20 protein-coding genes and 1 other RNA gene are annotated in these 19,387 nt (G+C 61.1%); 5 read left to right on the top strand and 16 right to left on the bottom strand.

All coding sequences use genetic code 11. The annotated features are described in order from the left end of the window. Positions 1-88: 88 nt before the first annotated feature. Positions 89-1,153, top strand: a complete 1,065-nt coding sequence (gene ruvB, locus KHO30_RS19470) for a Holliday junction branch migration DNA helicase RuvB (RefSeq protein ID WP_211701908.1) — start codon at positions 89-91, stop codon at positions 1,151-1,153. A 33-nt stretch (positions 1,154-1,186) separates the two neighbouring features. Here the strand turns inward: ruvB and KHO30_RS19465 are convergent, their stop codons facing one another. The 3 genes from KHO30_RS19465 to tyrS form a co-directional block, all read right to left on the bottom strand. Beyond that, entirely contained in the window at positions 1,187-1,867 is a 681-nt protein-coding gene (locus KHO30_RS19465; protein ID WP_054034491.1) for a histidine phosphatase family protein, read from the bottom strand. A gap of 111 nt (positions 1,868-1,978) precedes the next feature. Next, a complete protein-coding gene (gene dtd, locus KHO30_RS19460) occupies positions 1,979-2,437 on the bottom strand; it encodes a D-aminoacyl-tRNA deacylase (protein ID WP_211701907.1) in 459 nt (152 codons plus the stop codon). A 54-nt stretch (positions 2,438-2,491) separates the two neighbouring features. Continuing rightward, entirely contained in the window at positions 2,492-3,736 is a 1,245-nt protein-coding gene (tyrS, locus tag KHO30_RS19455) for a tyrosine--tRNA ligase (protein WP_211701906.1), read from the bottom strand. A gap of 206 nt (positions 3,737-3,942) precedes the next feature. Between tyrS and KHO30_RS19450 the strand changes: the two genes are divergently transcribed. Beyond that, positions 3,943-5,073, top strand: coding sequence for an anhydro-N-acetylmuramic acid kinase (locus tag KHO30_RS19450; protein ID WP_211701905.1), 1,131 nt, complete (start codon positions 3,943-3,945; stop codon positions 5,071-5,073). A gap of 78 nt (positions 5,074-5,151) precedes the next feature. On the opposite strand, the gene erpA is transcribed toward KHO30_RS19450, so the two are convergent. From erpA to rplM, 3 genes are all read right to left on the bottom strand, one after another. Further along, entirely contained in the window at positions 5,152-5,517 is a 366-nt protein-coding gene (gene erpA, locus KHO30_RS19445; protein WP_007180424.1) for an iron-sulfur cluster insertion protein ErpA, read from the bottom strand. Positions 5,518-5,786: 269 nt separating this feature from the next. Continuing rightward, positions 5,787-6,179: a 30S ribosomal protein S9 gene (rpsI, locus tag KHO30_RS19440; RefSeq protein ID WP_007180423.1), complete on the bottom strand. Its 393-nt coding sequence runs from the start codon at positions 6,177-6,179 to the stop codon at positions 5,787-5,789. Between the two features lie 11 nt (positions 6,180-6,190). Beyond that, entirely contained in the window at positions 6,191-6,619 is a 429-nt protein-coding gene (gene rplM / locus KHO30_RS19435) for a 50S ribosomal protein L13 (RefSeq protein ID WP_020069304.1), read from the bottom strand. A gap of 682 nt (positions 6,620-7,301) precedes the next feature. On the opposite strand from rplM, the gene KHO30_RS19430 reads away from it, so the two are divergent. Beyond that, positions 7,302-7,724: an OsmC family protein gene (locus KHO30_RS19430; protein WP_063497318.1), complete on the top strand. Its 423-nt coding sequence runs from the start codon at positions 7,302-7,304 to the stop codon at positions 7,722-7,724. A gap of 110 nt (positions 7,725-7,834) precedes the next feature. Here the strand turns inward: KHO30_RS19430 and rnpB are convergent. The 3 genes from rnpB to pyrC form a co-directional block, all read right to left on the bottom strand. Continuing rightward, an RNA gene (gene rnpB, locus KHO30_RS19425) (RNase P RNA component class A) lies at positions 7,835-8,248 on the bottom strand. A gap of 41 nt (positions 8,249-8,289) precedes the next feature. After that, positions 8,290-9,123: a DUF3025 domain-containing protein gene (locus KHO30_RS19420; protein WP_211701904.1), complete on the bottom strand. Its 834-nt coding sequence runs from the start codon at positions 9,121-9,123 to the stop codon at positions 8,290-8,292. A gap of 11 nt (positions 9,124-9,134) precedes the next feature. Then, positions 9,135-10,214: a dihydroorotase gene (gene pyrC / locus KHO30_RS19415; RefSeq protein ID WP_211701903.1), complete on the bottom strand. Its 1,080-nt coding sequence runs from the start codon at positions 10,212-10,214 to the stop codon at positions 9,135-9,137. A 190-nt stretch (positions 10,215-10,404) separates the two neighbouring features. Here pyrC and KHO30_RS19410 point away from each other — a divergent pair, with 190 nt between their 5' ends. Then, positions 10,405-11,334, top strand: coding sequence for a class II glutamine amidotransferase (locus tag KHO30_RS19410; RefSeq protein WP_200565196.1), 930 nt, complete (start codon positions 10,405-10,407; stop codon positions 11,332-11,334). A 118-nt stretch (positions 11,335-11,452) separates the two neighbouring features. On the opposite strand, the gene KHO30_RS19405 is transcribed toward KHO30_RS19410, so the two are convergent. From KHO30_RS19405 to KHO30_RS19380, 6 genes are all read right to left on the bottom strand, one after another. Further along, positions 11,453-12,178: an amino acid ABC transporter ATP-binding protein gene (locus KHO30_RS19405; RefSeq protein ID WP_054034498.1), complete on the bottom strand. Its 726-nt coding sequence runs from the start codon at positions 12,176-12,178 to the stop codon at positions 11,453-11,455. Beyond that, a complete protein-coding gene (gltK, locus tag KHO30_RS19400) occupies positions 12,175-12,852 on the bottom strand; it encodes a glutamate/aspartate ABC transporter permease GltK (protein WP_054034499.1) in 678 nt (225 codons plus the stop codon). The genes KHO30_RS19405 and gltK overlap by 4 nt, the downstream gene beginning before the upstream one ends. Then, a complete protein-coding gene (locus KHO30_RS19395) occupies positions 12,852-13,592 on the bottom strand; it encodes an amino acid ABC transporter permease (RefSeq protein WP_200618173.1) in 741 nt (246 codons plus the stop codon). The genes gltK and KHO30_RS19395 overlap by 1 nt, the downstream gene beginning before the upstream one ends. An 82-nt stretch (positions 13,593-13,674) precedes the next feature. Next, positions 13,675-14,568 carry a glutamate/aspartate ABC transporter substrate-binding protein gene (locus KHO30_RS19390; protein ID WP_054034501.1) on the bottom strand — a complete coding sequence of 298 codons (894 nt, stop codon included), beginning with the start codon at positions 14,566-14,568 and terminating at the stop codon, positions 13,675-13,677. 265 nt (positions 14,569-14,833) lie between these two features. Further along, positions 14,834-16,147, bottom strand: coding sequence for a Glu/Leu/Phe/Val family dehydrogenase (locus KHO30_RS19385; RefSeq protein ID WP_054034502.1), 1,314 nt, complete (start codon positions 16,145-16,147; stop codon positions 14,834-14,836). A 138-nt stretch (positions 16,148-16,285) separates the two neighbouring features. Further along, positions 16,286-17,248 (bottom strand): LysR family transcriptional regulator, encoded by a 963-nt coding sequence (locus KHO30_RS19380; protein WP_093635468.1) that lies wholly within the window; start codon positions 17,246-17,248, stop codon positions 16,286-16,288. A 141-nt stretch (positions 17,249-17,389) separates the two neighbouring features. Between KHO30_RS19380 and purB the strand changes: the two genes are divergently transcribed. Beyond that, positions 17,390-18,778 (top strand): adenylosuccinate lyase, encoded by a 1,389-nt coding sequence (gene purB, locus KHO30_RS19375; RefSeq protein ID WP_211701902.1) that lies wholly within the window; start codon positions 17,390-17,392, stop codon positions 18,776-18,778. 99 nt (positions 18,779-18,877) lie between these two features. Here purB and KHO30_RS19370 read toward each other — a convergent pair whose 3' ends face one another. Beyond that, positions 18,878-19,381 (bottom strand): gluconokinase, encoded by a 504-nt coding sequence (locus tag KHO30_RS19370; protein WP_093635466.1) that lies wholly within the window; start codon positions 19,379-19,381, stop codon positions 18,878-18,880. Positions 19,382-19,387 lie beyond the last annotated feature (6 nt).

The following is a 19,387-nucleotide window of genomic DNA, read 5'->3' as shown; positions in this document are numbered from 1 at the left end:
CAAGTAAAGCTTCGCACACGGCGGCGCGGCGCACACCCTGGCCGTTCGGCCGAGTTTCGCAACGGGCGGGGCGCGGTACAATGACCGCATGATCGAAACCGATAAACTCGCCGCCGAGCGCATCATCGCGGCCACGCCCGTCTCGCCGAACGAAGAAGCGTTCGAGCGCGCGTTGCGCCCGCGCCAGCTCGAAGAATATGTCGGGCAGGAAAAAGTGCGCGGTCAGCTGGAAATCTTCATCGAGGCCGCCAAGCGCCGGTCGGAATCGCTCGACCACGTGCTGCTGTTCGGGCCGCCGGGTCTCGGCAAGACTACGCTCGCGCACATCATCGCGCGGGAAATGGGTGTCAATCTGCGGCAAACGTCTGGTCCGGTTCTTGAACGCGCCGGCGACCTCGCTGCATTGCTCACCAACCTCGAAGCCAACGACGTCCTGTTCATCGACGAAATCCACCGGCTCTCGCCGGTCGTCGAAGAAATTCTGTATCCGGCGTTGGAGGATTATCAGATCGACATCATGATCGGCGAAGGACCAGCCGCGCGCAGCGTGAAGCTGGATCTGCAGCCGTTCACGCTGGTCGGCGCAACTACCCGCGCGGGTATGCTGACCAATCCGCTGCGCGACCGCTTCGGTATCGTCGCGCGGCTCGAGTTTTATAACGCAGAACAGTTGGCGCGCATCGTCACCCGTTCCGCGTCGTTGCTGCATGCGCAGATTCACCCGGATGGCGCATTCGAAATCGCCAAGCGCGCACGCGGCACGCCGCGGATCGCGAATCGGCTGTTGCGCCGCGTGCGCGATTTCGCCGAGGTGAAAGCGGACGGCAACATCACCGCAGAAGTGGCGGACGCGGCACTCAAGATGCTCGACGTGGATGCGGTCGGCTTCGACCTGATGGACCGCAAACTGCTCGAGGCGATCCTGCACAAATTCGACGGTGGCCCGGTCGGCGTCGACAATCTGGCAGCGGCAATCGGCGAAGAGCGCGACACGATCGAAGACGTTCTCGAACCGTATCTGATCCAGCAAGGCTTCCTGCAGCGCACGCCGCGCGGCCGCGTCGCCACGTTGCTCACGTACCGGCATTTCGGCCTCGCTGCACCGGACGCTTCGAACCCCATATCCGGCCTGTGGGACGCGGCCGCGACCTGAGCCTGATGCGCGAGTTGAAATAACTCGCGCCGTTTAACGCCCCGGTTCCGGCACCCTCTTCTTGAAGCTATCGTCGTCGCTCGGTGCGTCGAGGTGCGACACGTCCGCCCACGACACGATCGTCGCCTTGCTGGCGTCGTCGGCATAATCCACTACGTTGACGCTCGTGTTCAGCAACGCGTAATCGCGCGGCGCATCGAGTGACAAACCGCACGCAAAGCGACGCACGCAATCGAGCACGCCGCCATGCGCGACGACAGCGATCCGACCGCCCGGATGCGCGGCCACTAGAGGTTCGATCGCGTGCAGCACGCGGTGATAGAGCGTGCGCTGCGACTCACCTTCAGGCGGCGCAAAACCCGGATCGCGGGTTTGCCAGTGCGCGTATTCATCAGGAAACCGGACTGCGATTTCGTCGCTGTCGTGCCCTTGGAACGCGCCATACGAACGCTCACGCAAACCCTCACGCAGTTGCAGCTGAAGGCCGAGCGCGTCGGCGATCGGCTGCGCGGTTTGCTGGGCACGTTGCAGATCGCTCGAATAGATCGCGTCGAGCCGTGCGCCCTCTTTCACCTCACTCGCGATGCGGCGTGCAAGGCGTTGCGCCTGCGCGAGGCCGGTCGTCGCGAGCGGAATGTCGATGTGACCTTGAATGCGCTTGATGCGGTTCCAGTCGGTCTCGCCGTGGCGAATGAACAGAATCTGCGTGGTCATGGGATGGACGTGGGCGCCAGTAGCCGGTTATGCCGAGCCGCTATTGTCGCAAAAAGCGGCTGGAGGAATGGATGCGTGCCGCCGAATACACCATGCGGCAGCAGTGGAAGCTCAAGCGTTCGTCTGCAGCCAGAACGTGACCGGTCCGTCATTGACGAGCGACACCTGCATATCGGCGCCGAACTCGCCCGTCTCGACGATCGGGTGCTTTGCGCGCGCTGCCGAGACGAAGTAGTCGAATAGTCGCTTGCCCTCGTCGGGCGGTGCGGCGGGTGTGAAGCTGGGGCGCAGGCCGCTATTCGTGTCGGCCGCCAGGGTGAACTGCGAAACGAGCAGCAAGCCACCTGCGCGCCCGGCGCCGTCGAGATTCTGCACGGAGAGATTCATCTTGCCGGCCGCGTCGCTGAAGATGCGGTAGCCGAGCACCTTGGCGAGCAGCCGGTCGGCTGCGGCCTCCGTGTCGCCACGTTCGGCGCACACGAGCGCGAGCAAGCCCGCCTCGATCGCGCCGGTCACGCGCTCGTCCACGCGCACTTCCGCGCGGCGAACGCGCTGGATCAGCGCGATCATCGGCTCGACTCCGGATGCGACAACGCCCGAATCAGCATCGTTATCGCTGAGCCATCAAGCCGTCAGCGTGACGCGCGCAAAACGGCGCTTGCCGACCTGCACGACGTACTCGCCGGCTTCGACCTTCAGGCCCTTGTCGGACACGGTCGTGCCGTCGATCTTCACGCCGCCCTGCTCGATGTTGCGCAGCGCCTCGCTGGTCGACGGTACGAGATTGGCCTGCTTGAGCAACTGGCCGATTGCGAGCGGTGCGCCCGCGAGCGTCACGGCCGGAATATCGTCCGGCACGCCACCCTTCGCGCGATGATTGAAGTCCTCGAGCGCGCGTTCGGCATCGGCTTGCGAGTGGAAGCGCGCGACGATTTCCTGACCGAGCATCACCTTGAAATCGCGCGGATTGCGGCCCGCTTCGATCTCTTTCTTGAAGCCGGCAATCTCGTCCATTGGACGGAACGACAGCAGTTCGAAGTAACGCCACATCATCACGTCGGAAATGCTCATCAGCTTGCCGAACATATCCGTCGGTTTTTCGCTGATACCGATGTAGTTGTTCTTCGACTTCGACATCTTCTCGACGCCGTCCAGGCCTTCGAGCAAGGGCATCGTCAAGATGCACTGCTGTTCCTGACCATACTGCTTCTGGAGTTCACGGCCCACCAGCAGGTTGAACTTCTGGTCCGTGCCGCCGAGCTCGAGGTCGGCGTTCAGCGCGACCGAGTCGTAGCCTTGCATCAGCGGGTACAGTAATTCGTGGATCGAGATCGGCACACCGCCCTGGAAGCGCTTGGTGAAATCTTCGCGCTCGAGAATCCGCGCCACCGTGTAGCGCGAGGCGAGCTTGATCATGCCGTCGGCGCCGAGCGGCATCGACCATTCGCTGTTGTAGCGAATTTCGGTTTTGTCGCGGTCGAGCACGAGCGCGGCTTGTTCGAAATACGTCTTCGCGTTCGATTCGATCTGCTCGCGCGTAAGCGGCGGGCGCGTGGCGTTGCGGCCCGACGGATCGCCGATCAGCGAGGTGAAGTCGCCGATCAGGAAAATCACCGTGTGACCGAGATTCTGCAACTGACGCATCTTGTTCAGCACGACCGTGTGGCCGATGTGGATGTCCGGCGCGGTCGGATCGAGGCCGAGCTTGATGCGCAGGGGCACACCGGTGGCCGCGCTCTTCGCGAGCTTCTGTGCGAATTCTTCTTCGATCAGCAGTTCGTCGACGCCGCGTTTGGTGACGGCTAGTGCGTGACGGACTTCGTCGGTGATCGGGAAGGCGGGGCTGGGCTTGGTGGACTCGGTGGTCATGCTGGAAACGTGAAGTCGCGAAAAAAGGAGATTGTCCCATAGATGCGCGCCGCCGCGCCCACTGACTCGGCCGCAAGCGTGCTGCCGACGCACGATTTCGGTCTGTCGGGATGCACCATTGGCGCTGCGACGCTTTATATTCGACCGCACTTGCACCGATAATCTGCTAAAACAGATCGCAACGAATCATCGAGAGGAGCAACAACGTGGCGCAAGACCCCGCAGACGGCGTGTACCTGGGATTGATGTCCGGCACGAGCATGGACGGCGTGGACGGTGTTGCCGTCAGATTCGCGAAAGGAAAGCCGCCGGTGGTGCTGGCCGAAGCGTTTGTCGGTTTCGCGGCAGGCTTGCGCGACGCGCTGTTCGCGCTTCAACAGCCGGGCGACAACGAGATCGAGCGTGAGGCGCTGGCCGCCAATGCGCTCGCCACACGCTACACGGTGTGCTGCCACGAACTGCTGGGCGCGAGCCGCGTGCCGGCCTCGGAAGTCCGTGCAATCGGCGTGCATGGTCAGACGGTGCGGCATCGGCCGGAAAAGGGTTACACGCGGCAGATCAACAACCCCGCACTGCTCGCGGAAATGATGCACATCGACGTGGTCGCCGATTTCCGCAGCCGCGACGTCGCGGCCGGCGGCCAGGGCGCGCCGCTCGTGCCGGCGTTTCACGCCACCGTGTTCGGTGCGAAAGACGAAACGCGGGTGGTCTGCAATCTTGGCGGCATCAGCAATATCACGATCCTGAACGCGACCGGCGGCGTGCGCGGTTTCGACTGCGGGCCGGCGAACGCATTGCTCGACGAATGGGCGCAGCGCCATCTCGGCAAGCCTTTCGACGAAAACGGCCATTTCGCCGCAAGCGGCCAGGTCGATCGCACGCTGCTGAACGCACTGCTCGACGAACCCTTTTTCTCGGCGCAGCCGCCGAAGAGCACCGGCCGCGACCTGTTCAACCCGCAATGGCTGGATGCCAAGCTCCAACCGTTCGCCGCCCTCGCCCCCGCGGACGTGCAAGCCACACTGGTCGCGCTGACCGCCGTAACCGTTGCTCGCGAAATCGAACGGCATGCGTCGGACGCCAAGGCGGTCTATGTGTGTGGCGGCGGCGCGCGCAATCCGGAGATTCTGAAAGCGCTGCATCAGGCGCTGGAGGACAGCGGCGTAAGCGGCGTGCCCGTGATGACAACCGACGCGCTCGGCGTACCGCCGAGCCAAGTCGAGCCGCTGGCCTTCGCGTGGCTGGCAATGCGCTGCGTGGCGCGCCTGCCGGGCAATTTACCGGCCGTCACCGGCGCCACCGCCGAACGCGTACTGGGGGCGATCTACCCGCGGTGATTGGGGGAATTCAGCTCAGGCAATAAAAAACGGGGCCGAAGCCCCGTTTTCTTTTACAACCTGTCGACTAATCAGCCATCAAACCGAGAACGACGAACCACAACCACACGTGGTCGTGGCATTCGGGTTCTTGATGACGAACTGCGCGCCGTTGATGTCGTCCTTGTAGTCGATCTCAGCGCCGACCAGATACTGGTAGCTCATCGAATCGATCAGCAGCTGGACGCCGCTCTTGTTCATGACGGTGTCGTCTTCGTTGACGGCTTCGTCGAACGTAAAACCGTACTGAAAGCCCGAGCAGCCGCCGCCCTGCACGAAAACGCGCAGTTTGAGGTCCGCATTGCCTTCTTCTTCGATCAGTTGCTTGACCTTGTCAGCCGCTGCGTCGGTAAAAACGAAGGGGGCGGGCATCTCGGTCACGGGTGTATCGGTGACTGCGTTCATTCGAACTCTCCAAAAAGCTTCTAACCGCTATTGTAGGGCTGATCTCGATATCGTGCCGAAGCCCACAAAATCAATGGGTTCTTACAGCAAATTCAACGGTCGGCCCTGATCCCGCCACCAGCTTGCCTGAGCAGACCGCGCCGGCACCTCCAGCAACAAAACCCTTACTGCAAAGCCTGGCTGCAAACCAATAAAAAAAGCCGCCTTCGCGAAAGCGTTGGCGGCTTTTGCAGCATTCCAGCCCGAAAGCCGGATTGCACACGAAGCGATTAACGCTTCGAGAATTGCTTCCGGCGACGTGCCTTGTGGAAGCCGACCTTCTTACGTTCGACTTCACGAGCGTCACGCGTAACGAAGCCAGCCTTCGACAGTTCCGGCTTCAGCGTTGCGTCGTAGTCCATCAGCGCGCGGGTGATGCCGTGGCGAACCGCACCGGCTTGACCCGTTTCACCGCCACCGTTCACGTTGACTTTGATGTCGAACGTGACGCCGTGGTTCGTGAGTTCCAGCGGCTGACGCACGATCATCAGCGACGTTTCGCGCGAGAAGTAATCGGCGATAGGCTTGCCGTTTACAATGATCTCGCCCTTGCCAGCCTTGATGAAGACGCGTGCGACGGCGCTCTTGCGGCGGCCCGTGCCGTAATTCCAGTTACCGATCATGTGGGCTCCCCTTAGATCTCGAGCGCTTTCGGCTGTTGTGCCGAATGCGGATGCGTTGCTTCAGCGTAGACCTTCAGCTTCTTGATCATCGCGTAGCCGAGCGGGCCCTTCGGCAGCATGCCCTTGACCGCTTTCTCGAGCGCACGGCCCGGGAAGCGTTCTTGCATCTTGCCGAACGTCGTTTCATAAATACCGCCCGGGTAACCCGAGTGACGGTAGTACTTCTTGTCAGTAGCCTTGTTGCCCGTGACCTTCAGCTTGCCGGCGTTGATAACGATGATGAAATCACCGGTGTCGACGTGCGGAGTGAATTCAGGCTTGTGCTTGCCGCGAAGACGGTGTGCCACTTCGCTGGCGACACGCCCGAGAACCTTATCCGTCGCGTCAATCACGTACCATTCACGCGTAACCTCATGGGCTTTTGCGGAAAACGTCTTCATGATCGATCCAAAAAAATTGCTGCGCCCAATGTATTTTTTCCTGCTTGTAGTGTGCGCATCGAGGCGCGTGCAGGCTCTCCCTGTTCTTCCTCCGCGGGCGCGGATGCGGAAAAGCTCTGAATTATAAAGGAATTTGTCACGCCGAGTCAAAGCTTGCGGGGGTTTCGGCGTGAAATCGGGCGATCCGGCATCAAGATTTGACCATTTGCCCTTCCCGTTCGCCCCGAATCCGGCGTTCGCGAGATCGAAGCTGTGGGCGAAAAAAAACCCGAACGAGCGGTTCGGGTTTAATCCACCAAAGGAGGAGGTGGAGGAGACAGCGGAGGTTGCAGAACTGCTGCAACCGATGGAATCGATTATATGAGGCGCACTTGTGCGACGCAAGAACATTTGCATTGTGAAATGCGTTTTTACAATGTGGCAGGCGAACTCGCCGATCAAAAAATTCTAAATTCCTTTTAAAATCAATCACAAAAGTCCTTTTAAGGGCTTGCATACACAGACATCATCTAGAGTAAAACCCCTAAACCCGTCAGGGCATTCCCGAATCGCCGAAACATGCCGCACCGCAACACGCAAGCGGTCATCGGGCATAAGTTCCAGCGAAAGTCCCCTCGGGCGGACGCGCAAACACCGGGCTACAATGCGTTTTCGATATAAGCGCAGCGCGGTGGAGCACAGCATGGAATGCAAAGTTAGCTGGATGGGGCAAGACGGGATGGCATTTGCGGCCGAGACGGGCAGCGGTCATCTGGTCACGATGGACGGCGCGCCGGAAGGCGGCGGCCGCAATCTCGCGCCGCGTCCGATGGAAATGGTTCTGCTCGGCACGGGCGGCTGCACGGCGTACGACGTCGTGATGATCCTGAAGAAAAGCCGCCAGGAAATCGCCGGCTGCTCGGTGACGCTGAAGGCCGAACGCGCCAGCGAAGATCCGAAAGTGTTCACCAAGATTCACTTCCACTTCACCGTGACGGGCAAGAATCTGAACCCGGCGACGGTGGAACGCGCGATCAACCTGTCGCACGACAAATACTGCTCGGCGTCGATCATGATCGCGAAGACCGCTGAGCTCACGCACTCGTTCGATATCGTCGCGGGTTGAACGCGGCGCTTCGGCCCAGGCTTCTGCGCGGATAACCGCGCATTGAGCCAAACCAGCGCGTCAAAATAAAAATGCCGACGTCCACACGGACGCCGGCATTTTTTGTTGGGTGGCAAAGCAAGCCGATAAGCCGGATTCTGTGCACGCGCCACGTCCGAAAACGCGACGCGCGTAGCAGTCATTCCTCTAGGCGCGCCATTACTGACGTGCTCAAGCTTCCTACCCGCAGACGTGACGGGGGCCCCGTCCTGCATCTCGAAGATGCTAGCCTGCCTACTTGGAATTGCTCCGGGTGGAGGTTACCGTGCCGGTCTGCCTTGCAGCAGCCGCGGTGCGCTCTTACCGCACCGTTTCACCCTTACCTGATCCCGGCTTGCGCCGGGCCATCGGCGGTTTGCTTTCTGTTGCCCTGTTCCGCGTGTCACCACGGATGGCCGTTAGCCATCACCCTGCCCTATGGAGTCCGGACTTTCCTCGCCCTCTTTGACCGAAGCCGCAGAGGCCGCGACTGCCTGGCCTGCTTTGCTGGGGCGCATTTTAACACTGCGGCGAATAGGGTGCGGCTTTAGCGCGAACGCCGTCCTGTGCGAAAGACGGAGGTGTCGTCGTAAAACGCGGGCGATTCGTTCTCGGCGCACCAGCCTGGGATCCCTAGTACGGGCAGCGGCGCAAACATGCGGCTCGCCAATGCTTCGGTGCCCAATAGTGCCGTGCTGACAGACTCGTCGAGCCATGCATCGCGAGCCGCGGCGTCCCATCCAAAGTACTCGGACGGTACGTCGACGATCCACGCGTGGCCCGTGCAGGCCTTGAACGGCGCGATCAGCTTTTCCAGCAACGCGTGGCCGAAGCAGCGCACTTCGCAGCGTGAGCCCCAGGCATCACGATGAGCAACCATCAGCGTCTGCCAGTCGAACCCGCGCAAAGCCGCGCTCAACGCCGGGTCGGCACTCGCGAACAGCAACGCGTTTTCGTCGAACAAGGTCAGCGTATCGCGCACGCCGCCGCGAGTCGGGCCGACGCCTAACACGTCGATCGCCGCCGACTGCCGCGCGTTCAGCGCCGCCTTGATCCGCGGAAACGCAAACCACATCGACCCGTTAAAGAAGTCATGCAGGTTGTGGCGGGTCGGCACGCAGCCCGTCGACGCAATGTGCGCCTCGTAAGCCGCGCCCGGCGGCAGATCGTCCTGCGCAATGAACGCGAGACGCTGGCCGCGCCCTGTCACCTGCCGCATCTCGCCGGCATCGGCATTCATCTCTGCGAGCAAGGCCGCGTAGCTCGTCAGCGCGCCCTGCTGCCAGCGCTCGCCGCGCGCCGCGAACTGTGCGAACCACGGCGTCGACCAGTCGATATCGGCGAAACCGAAGCCTACGCGCGCCGCCTCTTGCACCTGCATCTAATGCAACCTCAGACGAGGCGCCAGCCGATCGACTCACCGCCACGCAGCGGCACGACAGGCGTATCGCCGACCGACAATTCAGCCGGCAGCGTCCATTCTTCGCGACGCAGCGTGACTTTCTCTTCGCTGCGCGGCAGACCGTAGAAATCCGCGCCGAAGAAGCTGGCGAAACCTTCGAGCTTGTCCAGCGCGCCGGCTTTGTCGAACGCTTCCGTGTAGAGCTCGAGCGCATGCAGTGCCGTGTAGCAACCCGCGCAGCCGCAGGCGTGCTCCTTCAAACCCTTCGGATGCGGCGCGCTATCCGTGCCGAGGAAGAATCGCGGATTGCCCGAGGTCGCCGCCTCGACCAGCGCCACGCGATGCGTCTCGCGCTTCAACACCGGCAGGCAGTAGTAATGCGGGCGAATGCCGCCCTGGAAGATCGCGTTGCGGTTGTACAGCAGATGGTGCGCAGTGATCGTCGCGCCCAGCAGCCCCGGCGCCACGCCGGCTTCGCGGATGTAGTCGACTGCATCTTTCGTGGTGATGTGCTCGAACACCACCTTCAGCGCCGGAAATGCGCGGCGCAGCGGCGTCATCACGCGATCGATAAACACCTTCTCGCGGTCGAACAGGTCGATCGACGAATCCGTCACTTCGCCGTGCACCAGCAGCGGCATGCCGGTTTCCTGCATCACTTCGAGCGTTTTGGCGCACTTCATGATGTCGGTAACGCCTGCGTCCGAATTGGTCGTGGCACCCGCCGGGTACAGCTTCACGCCATGCACAAAGCCGCTTTCGCGCGCGCGGCGGATTTCGTCGGGCGGCGTGTTGTCGGTCAGGTACAGCGTCATCAGCGGTTCGAACTTCGCGCCTTCCGGAATCGCGGCGACGATGCGCTCGCGGTATGCGTGCGCCATCGCGGTGGTGGTGACCGGCGGCTTCAGGTTAGGCATGATGATCGCGCGGCCGAACTGGCGCGCGGTATCCGGCAGCACAGCAGCGAGCATCTCGCCGTCGCGAACGTGCAGGTGCCAGTCGTCCGGGCGGGCGAGCGTAACGGAGTCGATGGTGTCGACGGAATCGAGGGAGGCGTTGGAAGCGGTCATGGCGAGAGGGGAACGAGATTCGGCGGCAAAAAAAGCAAATCGGCGCGCTCGAAGCGGTACAAATCACAGCAATTCGCAGCGCTGGAGCCTAAACACACGTCAATTTTGCTATTTGGCGCTTCTGGCTCGGTGATATGCTTGGAAAATCATCATTGTAACGGCTCGCCCCGTTCACAGGCTTACCCGCAACATGTGCCAACTTCTCGGAATGAACTGCGCCGCGCCGACGGACGTCACGTTCTCGTTCACCGGCTTTGCGGCGCGCGGCGGCGTCACCGATCACCACGCGGACGGCTGGGGCATCGCCTTCTTCGAAGACAAAGCCTGCCGCCTGTTCATCGACCATCAATCGTCGGCCACCTCGCCGATCGCCGAGATGGTCAAGCGCTACCCGATCAAATCGAAGAACACGATCGCGCATATTCGCAAGGCAACGCAAGGGCACATCCTGCTGGAAAACTGCCATCCGTTCATGCGTGAACTGTGGGGGCGTCACTGGATCTTTGCGCACAACGGCGACCTGAAAGATTATTCGCCGGCGCTCAACGGCGTCTATCAACCCGTCGGCACAACCGATAGCGAGCTCGCCTTCTGCGCGTTGCTGCAAGGCTTGCGCAAGGCTTTTCCGGGCTGCCAGCCGCCGCTGGAAGAGCTGTTCGCGGCGCTCGAAACGCTCACGCGCGAAATCACGCAATTTGGCGTGTTCAATTTCCTGATGTCGAACGGGCAGGCGCTGTTCGCGCATTGCTCGACGCATCTGCATTACATCGTGCGGCGCTGGCCGTTCTCGACCGCGCATCTGGTCGATGCGGACGTGTCGATCGATTTCGCCAAATACACGACACCGGAAGACCGCGTCGCCGTGATTGCGACCAAGCCGCTCACCGACAACGAAGTGTGGACCGCCTTCAAACCGGGCGATCTGCTGATGTTCCAGCATGGCGAAGTGATCGGCCGGGTTAACGTGCCGGTGCCGGCTTCGGTGCTGGAGAAGCTACTCAATCCGGCGCTGGATGCGTCGGCTTCTGCGACTACGATTGCGGCTTCGGTTGAGGCGGTGGCCACAGCCGCCGAGCTCGACCTCGAAGCCGCAGACGACACCGCCGCTTTCGAATCCTGACCCAGGTTGGGCGGCGTTCGCGAAGGCCTGAAACGTCATCAGACACAAAAAAGCCGCTTCTTTCGAAGCGGCTTTTTTTCTGCTCGCGCCACTTAATCAGCGTGGTCCAGCAACAAACTCAGTGCAGGATCTTCGCCAGAAAATCCTTCGCACGATCCGATTTCGGATTCGCGAAGAAGTCTTCTTTCTTATCGTCTTCCACGATCAAGCCCTTGTCCATGAAGATCACGCGGTGCGCGACCTTCTTGGCAAAGCCCATTTCGTGTGTGACGCACATCATCGTCATGCCTTCCTGCGCGAGTTCGACCATCACGTCGAGCACTTCATTGATCATTTCCGGATCGAGTGCCGAAGTCGGTTCGTCGAACAGCATCGCGATCGGGTCCATCGACAACGCGCGTGCAATCGCCACGCGCTGCTGCTGACCGCCCGACAATTGCCCCGGAAACTTGTCCGCATGCGCACGCAGGCCGACGCGATCGAGCAGCTTGTAGCCCTTGGTCGTGGCTTCGTCCTTCGAGCGGCCGAGCACCTTGACCTGTGCGAGCGTCAGGTTTTGCACGATCGACAGATGCGGGAACAGCTCAAAGTGCTGGAACACCATGCCGACCTTCGCACGCAACTTCGACAGGTTGGTTTTCTTGTCGGTCAGCGATTGGCCGTTGATGACGATCTCGCCCTTCTGGAACGGCTCGAGGCCGTTGACGGTTTTGATCAGCGTGGACTTGCCCGAGCCCGACGGCCCGCACACCACCACCACTTCACCTTTTTTGACTTCCGTCGTGCAGTCCGTCAGCACTTGAAACTGACCGTACCACTTCGAAACATTCTTGATAGAGATCATCTTGCGACCTTTTTCTGAAGACCTTTGACGAGGCTCGACGCGATCACGCAGATCACGAAATAACACGCGCCCGCGAACAGTACCATTTCAACATTCGTGCCGTCACGGTCGCCAATATTCGTGGCGGTGCGGAAGAAGTCGGCGAGGCTGATCACGTAGACGAGCGACGTATCCTGAAACAGCACGATACCTTGGGTAAGCAGCAGCGGCACCATCGCGCGGAACGCCTGCGGCAGCACGATGAGGCGCATCGCCTGCGGGTAGCTCATGCCGAGCGCAAACGCGGCGTTGACCTGCCCGCGCGGCACCGCCTGAATGCCGGCGCGGATGATCTCCGAATAGTACGCCGCCTCAAAGAGCGAGAAAGCGACCATCGCAGATGCCAGACGAATGTCGATATCCGGCGACAAGCCCAGCACGTTCTGCAGCACCTGCGGCACGATCAGGAAGAACCACAGCAGCACCATCACCAGCGGGATCGAACGGAACACCGTCACGTAGGCCTTGGCGAACCATTCGAACGGCTTGATCGGCGACAGCCGCATGATCGCGAGAAGGGTGCCCCAGACAATGCCGATCACAATCGCAATCAGCGTGATCTTGATGGTGACGATAGCGCCGGTCCACAGCGTAGGCAGTGCGCCCGGAATACCGCTCCAGTCGAAATGATGCATCACTTACCTCCGATATAGCCGGGCAACCGGGTCTTGGCTTCGACCCAGCGCATCAGTTGCATCACGACCAGATTGATCAGCACATAGGCCAGCGTAACCGCGATGAACGACTCATACGTCTGCGACGTATAGTCGACCAGTTGGCGCGCCTGGGCCGACAGATCCAGCAAACCGATGGTCGACGCAACCGCCGAGTTCTTGAAGATGTTCAGAAACTCGGAGGTGAGCGGCGGCACGATGATCCGGTACGCAACCGGCAACAGCACGTAGCGATACGTCTGCCATTGCGTGAAACCCATTGCCAGACCCGCGGCGCGCTGGCCGCGCGGCAATGCGTTGATACCCGAGCGCACCTGCTCGCACACGCGCGCGGCGGTGAATAGTCCGAGACAGATAATCGATGACGAAAAGAACTGCGCGCCCGGCGGCAGTTGCTTGTACCAGTTCCCCATCGACGCGGGCAGCAACTCCGGTATCACCAGATACCAGATAAAGAACTGCACGATCAGCGGGATGTTGCGGAAGATCGCGACATAGAGCGTGCCGATACCCGACGCCCATTTGTTCGGCACCGTGCGCAGCACACCGAACAACGAACCGACGATCAGCGCGATCACCCATGCCGACAGCGACACGGTAATCGTCACCCAGAAGCCGGACAGCAGCCAGCCCAGATAGGTGGTCGGCTCGCCGGTGGAGACCGGACTCAGCAGAATGCCCCAGTTCCAGTGATATGACATGACCAAGACTCCAGCAAAAAGAAACGGAAGAAGCGCGTGGCCCCTTCCGTTTCGTTCAGCGTTTCAAAAAAACAGCTAAGGTTTAATCGATTGCCTTGTCATTCGGGCTTTTGTAGAGCGCCTTGATGTCGTCGCTTTCCGGGAAGGCCAGGTTCAGGCCCTTCGGCGGAATCGGCGATTCGAACCACTTCTTGTAGATCTGATCGGCTTCGCCCGAGGTTTCGACCTTCGCGATCGCGTCGTCGACGACCTTCTTGAATTCCGGATCGTTCTTGCGAATCATGCAGCCGTACGCTTCATGCGATTGCGGCGTGCCGACGATCACGAAATCGCCTGGGTTGTTCGACTTGGCGCGTTCGCCAGCCAGCAGCGCGTCGTCCATCATGAACGCAGCAGCGCGGCCGGTGGAGAGCGTCAGGAACGACTCGCCGTGGTCTTTCGCGCTGATGATGTTCATGCCCATGCTCTTGTCCTGATTCATCTTGCGAAGCAGGCGCTCGGAGGTCGTGCCGGCGGTCGTGACGACCGTCTTGCCCTTCAGGTCAGCGAAGTCCTTGATGCCGGAGTCTTTCTTCGTCATCAGGCGCGTGCCGATCACGAAGATCGTGTTCGAGAACGCAGCCTGTTGCTGGCGCTCGGTGTTATTCGTAGTGGAGCCGCATTCCATGTCGACGGTGCCGTTTTGCACCAGCGGAATACGGTTTTGCGACGTGACAGGCGTGAGCTTGACCTTCAGGTTAGGCATATTCAGCTTTGCCTTGACCGCCTCCACGACCTTCAGCGCGAATTCCTGCGAGTAGCCGATGACATTCTGCTTGTCGTCGTAATACGAAAACGGGATCGACGATTCGCGGTGCCCCAGCGAAATGACACCCGTGTCCTTGATCTTTTTGAGCGTACCAGCGTCTTGCGCATGCGCGCCAACCGTAAACAGTCCGAGAGTCGCGAGCAGCAGCGCAGCTTTTTTAACCTTCATGTGTGATCTCCTTGGCAAGAACCGGCGCCAGTTTAGCAAAGTAATTATTCTGAAAGTATTGCTATAAACCATGTTTGTTGCGCCCGCGCGCCGCTACGAGATTACGGGGGCTTAACCGGGCAATGCAAACACGACGGATACGCAAAGGCGGGCGGCATCGATAGGATGCCGCCCGCCGGGTGAAACACGCGGTCTTGTGGACCACGTCAAAGCAAGGATTCGCAGCGGCCCGCGAGGTGGCGGGCCGCCGTTTCAAGCCAATCGATCAGGGGTACAGTCCGCGCAATTCGCGCGCTTCGAGGATCCGCTTACATGCGACGATAAACGCCGCCGTCCGCACGGACACCTTCTGCTCGCTCGACACTTGCCACACTGCGGCAAATGCTTCGCGCATGACGCGCTCGAGACGCTGGTTGATCTCGTCTTCGGTCCAGAAGAAGCTCGAGAAGTCCTGCACCCACTCGAAGTACGACACCGTCACGCCGCCGGCGTTGGCCACGACGTCCGGAATCACGAGGATGCCGCGGTCGTGCAGAATGTCGTCCGCTGCCGTGGTGGTCGGGCCGTTGGCGCCTTCCACGACGATCTTCGTCTTGATCTTGCCGGCGTTCTTTTCGGTGATCTGGTTTTCCAGCGCGGCCGGAATCAGGATGTCCGATTCGACGGTCCAGAATTCTTCGTTCGTGACTGCGTCGGCTTCCGGGAAACCGCCTACGCCACCGTTCTTCGCCACGTAATCCGCCAGCGCAACAGCATCGATACCGGTCGACTTGTACAGCGAGCCAGTGTGATCCTGCACCGCGACCAGCTTCGAGCCCGCTTCCTGGAACAAACGTGCGGCGATGCCGCCCACGTTACCGAAACCCTGAACGGCAATCCGTGCGCCTTCGATGTCGACACCGATACGGCGTGCCGCTTCGGAGGCCACCACGAACACGCCGCGGCCCGTAGCCTCACGGCGGCCCAGCGAACCACCCAGCGCGATCGGCTTGCCCGTCACGACGCCCGTAGCCGTTTGGCCCTGGTTCATCGAGTACGTGTCCATCATCCACGCCATGATCTGCTCGTTCGTGTTCACGTCCGGCGCGGGGATGTCGGTATTCGGTCCGATGATGATGCCGATTTCGCTCGTGTAGCGGCGCGTGACGCGCTCCAGCTCGCCACGCGACAACGTACGCGGATCGACACGGATACCACCCTTCGCACCGCCGTACGGCACGTTCACAGCAGCATTTTTCACCGACATCCACGCCGACAGCGCCATCACTTCCGACAGCGTCACGTCCTGGTGATAACGCACACCGCCCTTACCCGGACCGCGCGACACGTTGTGCTGCACGCGATAGCCTTCGAAGTGCGCGACCGTGCCGTTATCGAGTTCGATAGGCACATCGACGATCAGAATGCGCTTCGGGCGCTTCAGGGTTTCGAGCCAGCGGGACAGCGAACCGAGGTACGGCGCGACACGGTCGACCTGACGCAGGTAGTTGCCCCACGGGCCGAGGTCATCTTTATTCAGGTAGGAAGGAACAGACTGCAACGTTGACGCGGATTGTGCTGCTTGTTGCTGGGATGACATGAACGCTCCGGCGTTGATCGAGTGACAGCATTGTCGAAAAACGCCGTTTTGAAATCCAATGCCGTTTCATTATCCGATTATGTTTTTTATGCATAACCATCAAAAACCCGCAAATTCGCGTCGTGGGGAAGCAGGTTCTCAGGCAGCGCTTGCGCGTTGAGCGATCTCCTCGGACACCACATCCCACAGTTGCCGCACGAGTATCTGCCGCGCATCGTCGGTCTTCGCTACGAGCTTGTCGCGATAGAGCCGGATCTCCATGGTCAGCGTGAGTTGCCCCTCAGGCGTGCCGCGGGTCGCGCGGTCGAGCCGGATCAGCTTGCCGTCGGCGACTGCGTCTTCTACGGCGCTGTGTGGCAGGAAGGCGATGCCGTGGCCGGCCAGCGCCATCGCCTTGAGTCCCTCGGCCATGTCGGTTTCGTACAGCCGGTCGAGATACAGGCGCTCCGGCGCGTTGGCGAGGATCACCTCGGTCATGCGGCCCAGATACGCGTTTGGCGTGTAGGACAGATAGGGCGTGGGCGCCTCGGGGGTGCCCGGCAACGTGTGACGCGCCCGGCCGGCGCGGGCCGGCGCGGAGAACGGGCTGATCGGCTCGTTGCCGAGCGTGAGCATGTCGTAGCGCGCCGGATCGAGCGCGACCGGATGACTCGGATGGTGATAGCCCATCATCAGATCGCAGCCGCCTTCCACCAGCGACAACGCCGCATCGTGCACGTTCAACGCCCGCAGCCGGGTGTGAATCGGACCCATCTGCGCTTCGATGCGCTGCAGCCAGCGCGGGAAGTAAGTGAGCGACAACGTGTGCGGCACCGCGAACTCGATGGTCGCCTGCGGCGTGGCCGTATGGCCGCGCAGTAGCGCGCGTGCCTCGTGGAACTGCGACAGCATCGCGAGCGCCTGCTCGTTGAACACCTGGCCGGCCGCAGTTAGTCGCGTCGGATAAACCGAACGGTCGATCAGTTCGGTGCCGAGCCACGCTTCGAGCGCCTGAATTCGCCGCGAAAACGCCGGTTGCGTGACATGACGCAATTCGGCCGAGCGGCTGAAACTACGCGTTTCCGCGAGCGAAACGAAGTCTTCGAGCCATTTCAGTTCCATGCGAAGCCTGCTGCCAGCGGGAGGGAGGAAGTCAGCATTCTAGCGGCGCGGGGTGGGGCCGCCGGGTTGAGTGGTAAAATTCGCGGTTCCCTCCGTTCCCGATCCGCTCGCTGAGCGCTCGCTTTGACTCCGGCCCCCATCATGTCCGACACCCGCCCCGACACCCTGTTCGCGCTGAACGCGCTCTCCCCGCTCGACGGCCGTTACGCCTCGAAAACCGAAGCCCTGCGCGACTGGCTCTCGGAAGCCGCTTTCATGCGCAATCGCGTGACGGTTGAAATCCACTGGCTAATCGCGCTCTCGCACGCCGGTTTCGCCGAAGTGCCGCGCTTTTCCGAAGCCGCCGAACAATTCCTGCTGCAACTGGCCGAGCGCTTCACCGCGCACGACGCCGCGCGCATCAAGGACATCGAACGTGTGACGAACCACGACGTGAAAGCGGTCGAGTACTGGCTGAAGGAATCGGTGAAGGGTCAGGAAGAACTGGAACGCGCGAGCGAGTTCATCCACTTCGCCTGTACCTCGGAAGACATCAACAACACGTCGCACGGCCTGATGCTCGCCGGCGCGCGTGAACACGTGATTCTGCCGGCACTGCGCTCGGTGCATCAGCGCCTCGTTGCGCTGGCTCACGCGCAAGCCGAACAGCCGATGCTGTCGCGCACGCACGGCCAGCCGGCCAGCCCGACCACGCTCGGCAAGGAAATCGCCAACGTCGCCGCACGTCTGGAACGCGCGATCGACCGTATCGCCAAGGTCGAGCTGCTGGGCAAGATGAACGGCGCGGTCGGCAACTTCAATGCACACCTGTCCGCGTATCCGGAATTCGACTGGGAAGCGTTCTCGCGCGCAGTGGTCGAACAGCGCCTGAAGCTCACGTTCAATCCGTACACGATCCAGATCGAACCGCATGACTACATGGCCGAACTGTTCGACGCCGTGTCGCGCGCCAATACGATCCTGCTGGATCTGGACCGCGACGTGTGGGGCTACATCTCTGTCGGTTACTTCAAGCAACGCACGAAGGCCGGCGAAATCGGTTCGTCGACGATGCCGCACAAGGTCAATCCGATCGACTTCGAAAACTCGGAAGGCAATCTCGGTCTCGCCAACGCCACGCTGCGCCACCTCGCCGACAAGCTGCCGATTTCGCGCTGGCAGCGCGACCTGACCGACTCGACGGTGCTGCGCAATATGGGCGTCGCGTTCGGCTACTCGCTGCTCGCGTACGACTCGCTGATCCGCGGTCTGGACAAGCTCGAAGTGAACGCGCAGCGTCTGAACGAAGACCTCGACAACTGCTGGGAAGTGCTGGCCGAGCCGGTTCAAACGGTGATGCGCCGTTACGGCATCGAGAACCCGTATGAGCAGTTGAAGGAACTGACGCGCGGCAAGGGCATCACGCGTGAAGCGCTGCAAACGTTCGTGACCGGTCTCGCGATTCCGCAAGATGCGAAGGATCGTTTGCTCGCCATGACGCCGGGTTCGTATATCGGCAAGGCAGTCGAACTGGCCAAGCGGATCGCTTAAGACCCAGTCACTGCCTTGCAGCTTCGGCCATAAAAAAGGCGCTCACAAACGTGAGCGCCTTTTTTTCATCTTGCAACGTCAGCGGGTTTAACTAAAACCTCACCGCTCCGTCATCTGCCTCAACACCTCGTCGACGATCGCCTCTGGCGACAACTCAATGCTCACCGTGATCGCTTCGTCCGGGCCCGGCTCTTCGAGCGTATCGAGCTGGCTTTGCAACAGCGACGGATCGAAGAAATGACCGGTGCGCGTGGTCAGCCGCTCGCGCAGCACCTCGAACGAACCCTTCAGATAAACGAAGCATACGTCCTTGTCACCGTTGCTCCCGCCGCGCAGAACATCGCGGTACGAACGCTTCAGCGACGAGCACGTGAACACCGCTTTCTCGCCCGCCCGCTGCTTTTCTTCGATCGCGACACGGATGGTTTGCAACCACGGCCAACGGTCTTCGTCGGTCAGCGGAATGCCGTGGTGCATTTTCTCCTTGTTGGCGGCGCTGTGAAACGCGTCGCCGTCGGTGAATGCGCAGTGCAGGCGTTCCGCCAGCATTTCGCCAATCCTCGTTTTGCCGGCGCCCGACACGCCCATTGCGATCAAAATCATCAAAAA

The organism is Paraburkholderia aspalathi, from assembly GCF_905220735.1.
GTDB lineage: Bacteria > Pseudomonadota > Gammaproteobacteria > Burkholderiales > Burkholderiaceae > Paraburkholderia > Paraburkholderia aspalathi.
Note: the sequence above shows the minus strand (reverse complement) of the source record. Positions and strands in the feature narration are given on the sequence as shown.

What these genes read in the sequence shown, in the direction of transcription:
- ruvB (WP_211701908.1), top strand. Translation starts at nt 89, where the DNA reads ATGATCGAAACCGATAAACTCGCCGCCGAGCGCATCATCGCGGCCACG.
- KHO30_RS19465 (WP_054034491.1), bottom strand. Translation starts at nt 1,867, where the DNA reads ATGACCACGCAGATTCTGTTCATTCGCCACGGCGAGACCGACTGGAAC.
- dtd (WP_211701907.1), bottom strand. Translation starts at nt 2,437, where the DNA reads ATGATCGCGCTGATCCAGCGCGTTCGCCGCGCGGAAGTGCGCGTGGAC.
- tyrS (WP_211701906.1), bottom strand. Translation starts at nt 3,736, where the DNA reads ATGACCACCGAGTCCACCAAGCCCAGCCCCGCCTTCCCGATCACCGAC.
- erpA (WP_007180424.1), bottom strand. Translation starts at nt 5,517, where the DNA reads ATGAACGCAGTCACCGATACACCCGTGACCGAGATGCCCGCCCCCTTC.
- rpsI (WP_007180423.1), bottom strand. Translation starts at nt 6,179, where the DNA reads ATGATCGGTAACTGGAATTACGGCACGGGCCGCCGCAAGAGCGCCGTC.
- rplM (WP_020069304.1), bottom strand. Translation starts at nt 6,619, where the DNA reads ATGAAGACGTTTTCCGCAAAAGCCCATGAGGTTACGCGTGAATGGTAC.
- KHO30_RS19430 (WP_063497318.1), top strand. Translation starts at nt 7,302, where the DNA reads ATGGAATGCAAAGTTAGCTGGATGGGGCAAGACGGGATGGCATTTGCG.
- KHO30_RS19420 (WP_211701904.1), bottom strand. Translation starts at nt 9,123, where the DNA reads ATGCAGGTGCAAGAGGCGGCGCGCGTAGGCTTCGGTTTCGCCGATATC.
- pyrC (WP_211701903.1), bottom strand. Translation starts at nt 10,214, where the DNA reads ATGACCGCTTCCAACGCCTCCCTCGATTCCGTCGACACCATCGACTCC.
- KHO30_RS19410 (WP_200565196.1), top strand. Translation starts at nt 10,405, where the DNA reads ATGTGCCAACTTCTCGGAATGAACTGCGCCGCGCCGACGGACGTCACG.
- KHO30_RS19405 (WP_054034498.1), bottom strand. Translation starts at nt 12,178, where the DNA reads ATGATCTCTATCAAGAATGTTTCGAAGTGGTACGGTCAGTTTCAAGTG.
- gltK (WP_054034499.1), bottom strand. Translation starts at nt 12,852, where the DNA reads ATGCATCATTTCGACTGGAGCGGTATTCCGGGCGCACTGCCTACGCTG.
- KHO30_RS19395 (WP_200618173.1), bottom strand. Translation starts at nt 13,592, where the DNA reads ATGTCATATCACTGGAACTGGGGCATTCTGCTGAGTCCGGTCTCCACC.
- KHO30_RS19390 (WP_054034501.1), bottom strand. Translation starts at nt 14,568, where the DNA reads ATGAAGGTTAAAAAAGCTGCGCTGCTGCTCGCGACTCTCGGACTGTTT.
- KHO30_RS19385 (WP_054034502.1), bottom strand. Translation starts at nt 16,147, where the DNA reads ATGTCATCCCAGCAACAAGCAGCACAATCCGCGTCAACGTTGCAGTCT.
- KHO30_RS19380 (WP_093635468.1), bottom strand. Translation starts at nt 17,248, where the DNA reads ATGGAACTGAAATGGCTCGAAGACTTCGTTTCGCTCGCGGAAACGCGT.
- purB (WP_211701902.1), top strand. Translation starts at nt 17,390, where the DNA reads ATGTCCGACACCCGCCCCGACACCCTGTTCGCGCTGAACGCGCTCTCC.
- KHO30_RS19370 (WP_093635466.1), bottom strand. Translation starts at nt 19,381, where the DNA reads ATGATTTTGATCGCAATGGGCGTGTCGGGCGCCGGCAAAACGAGGATT.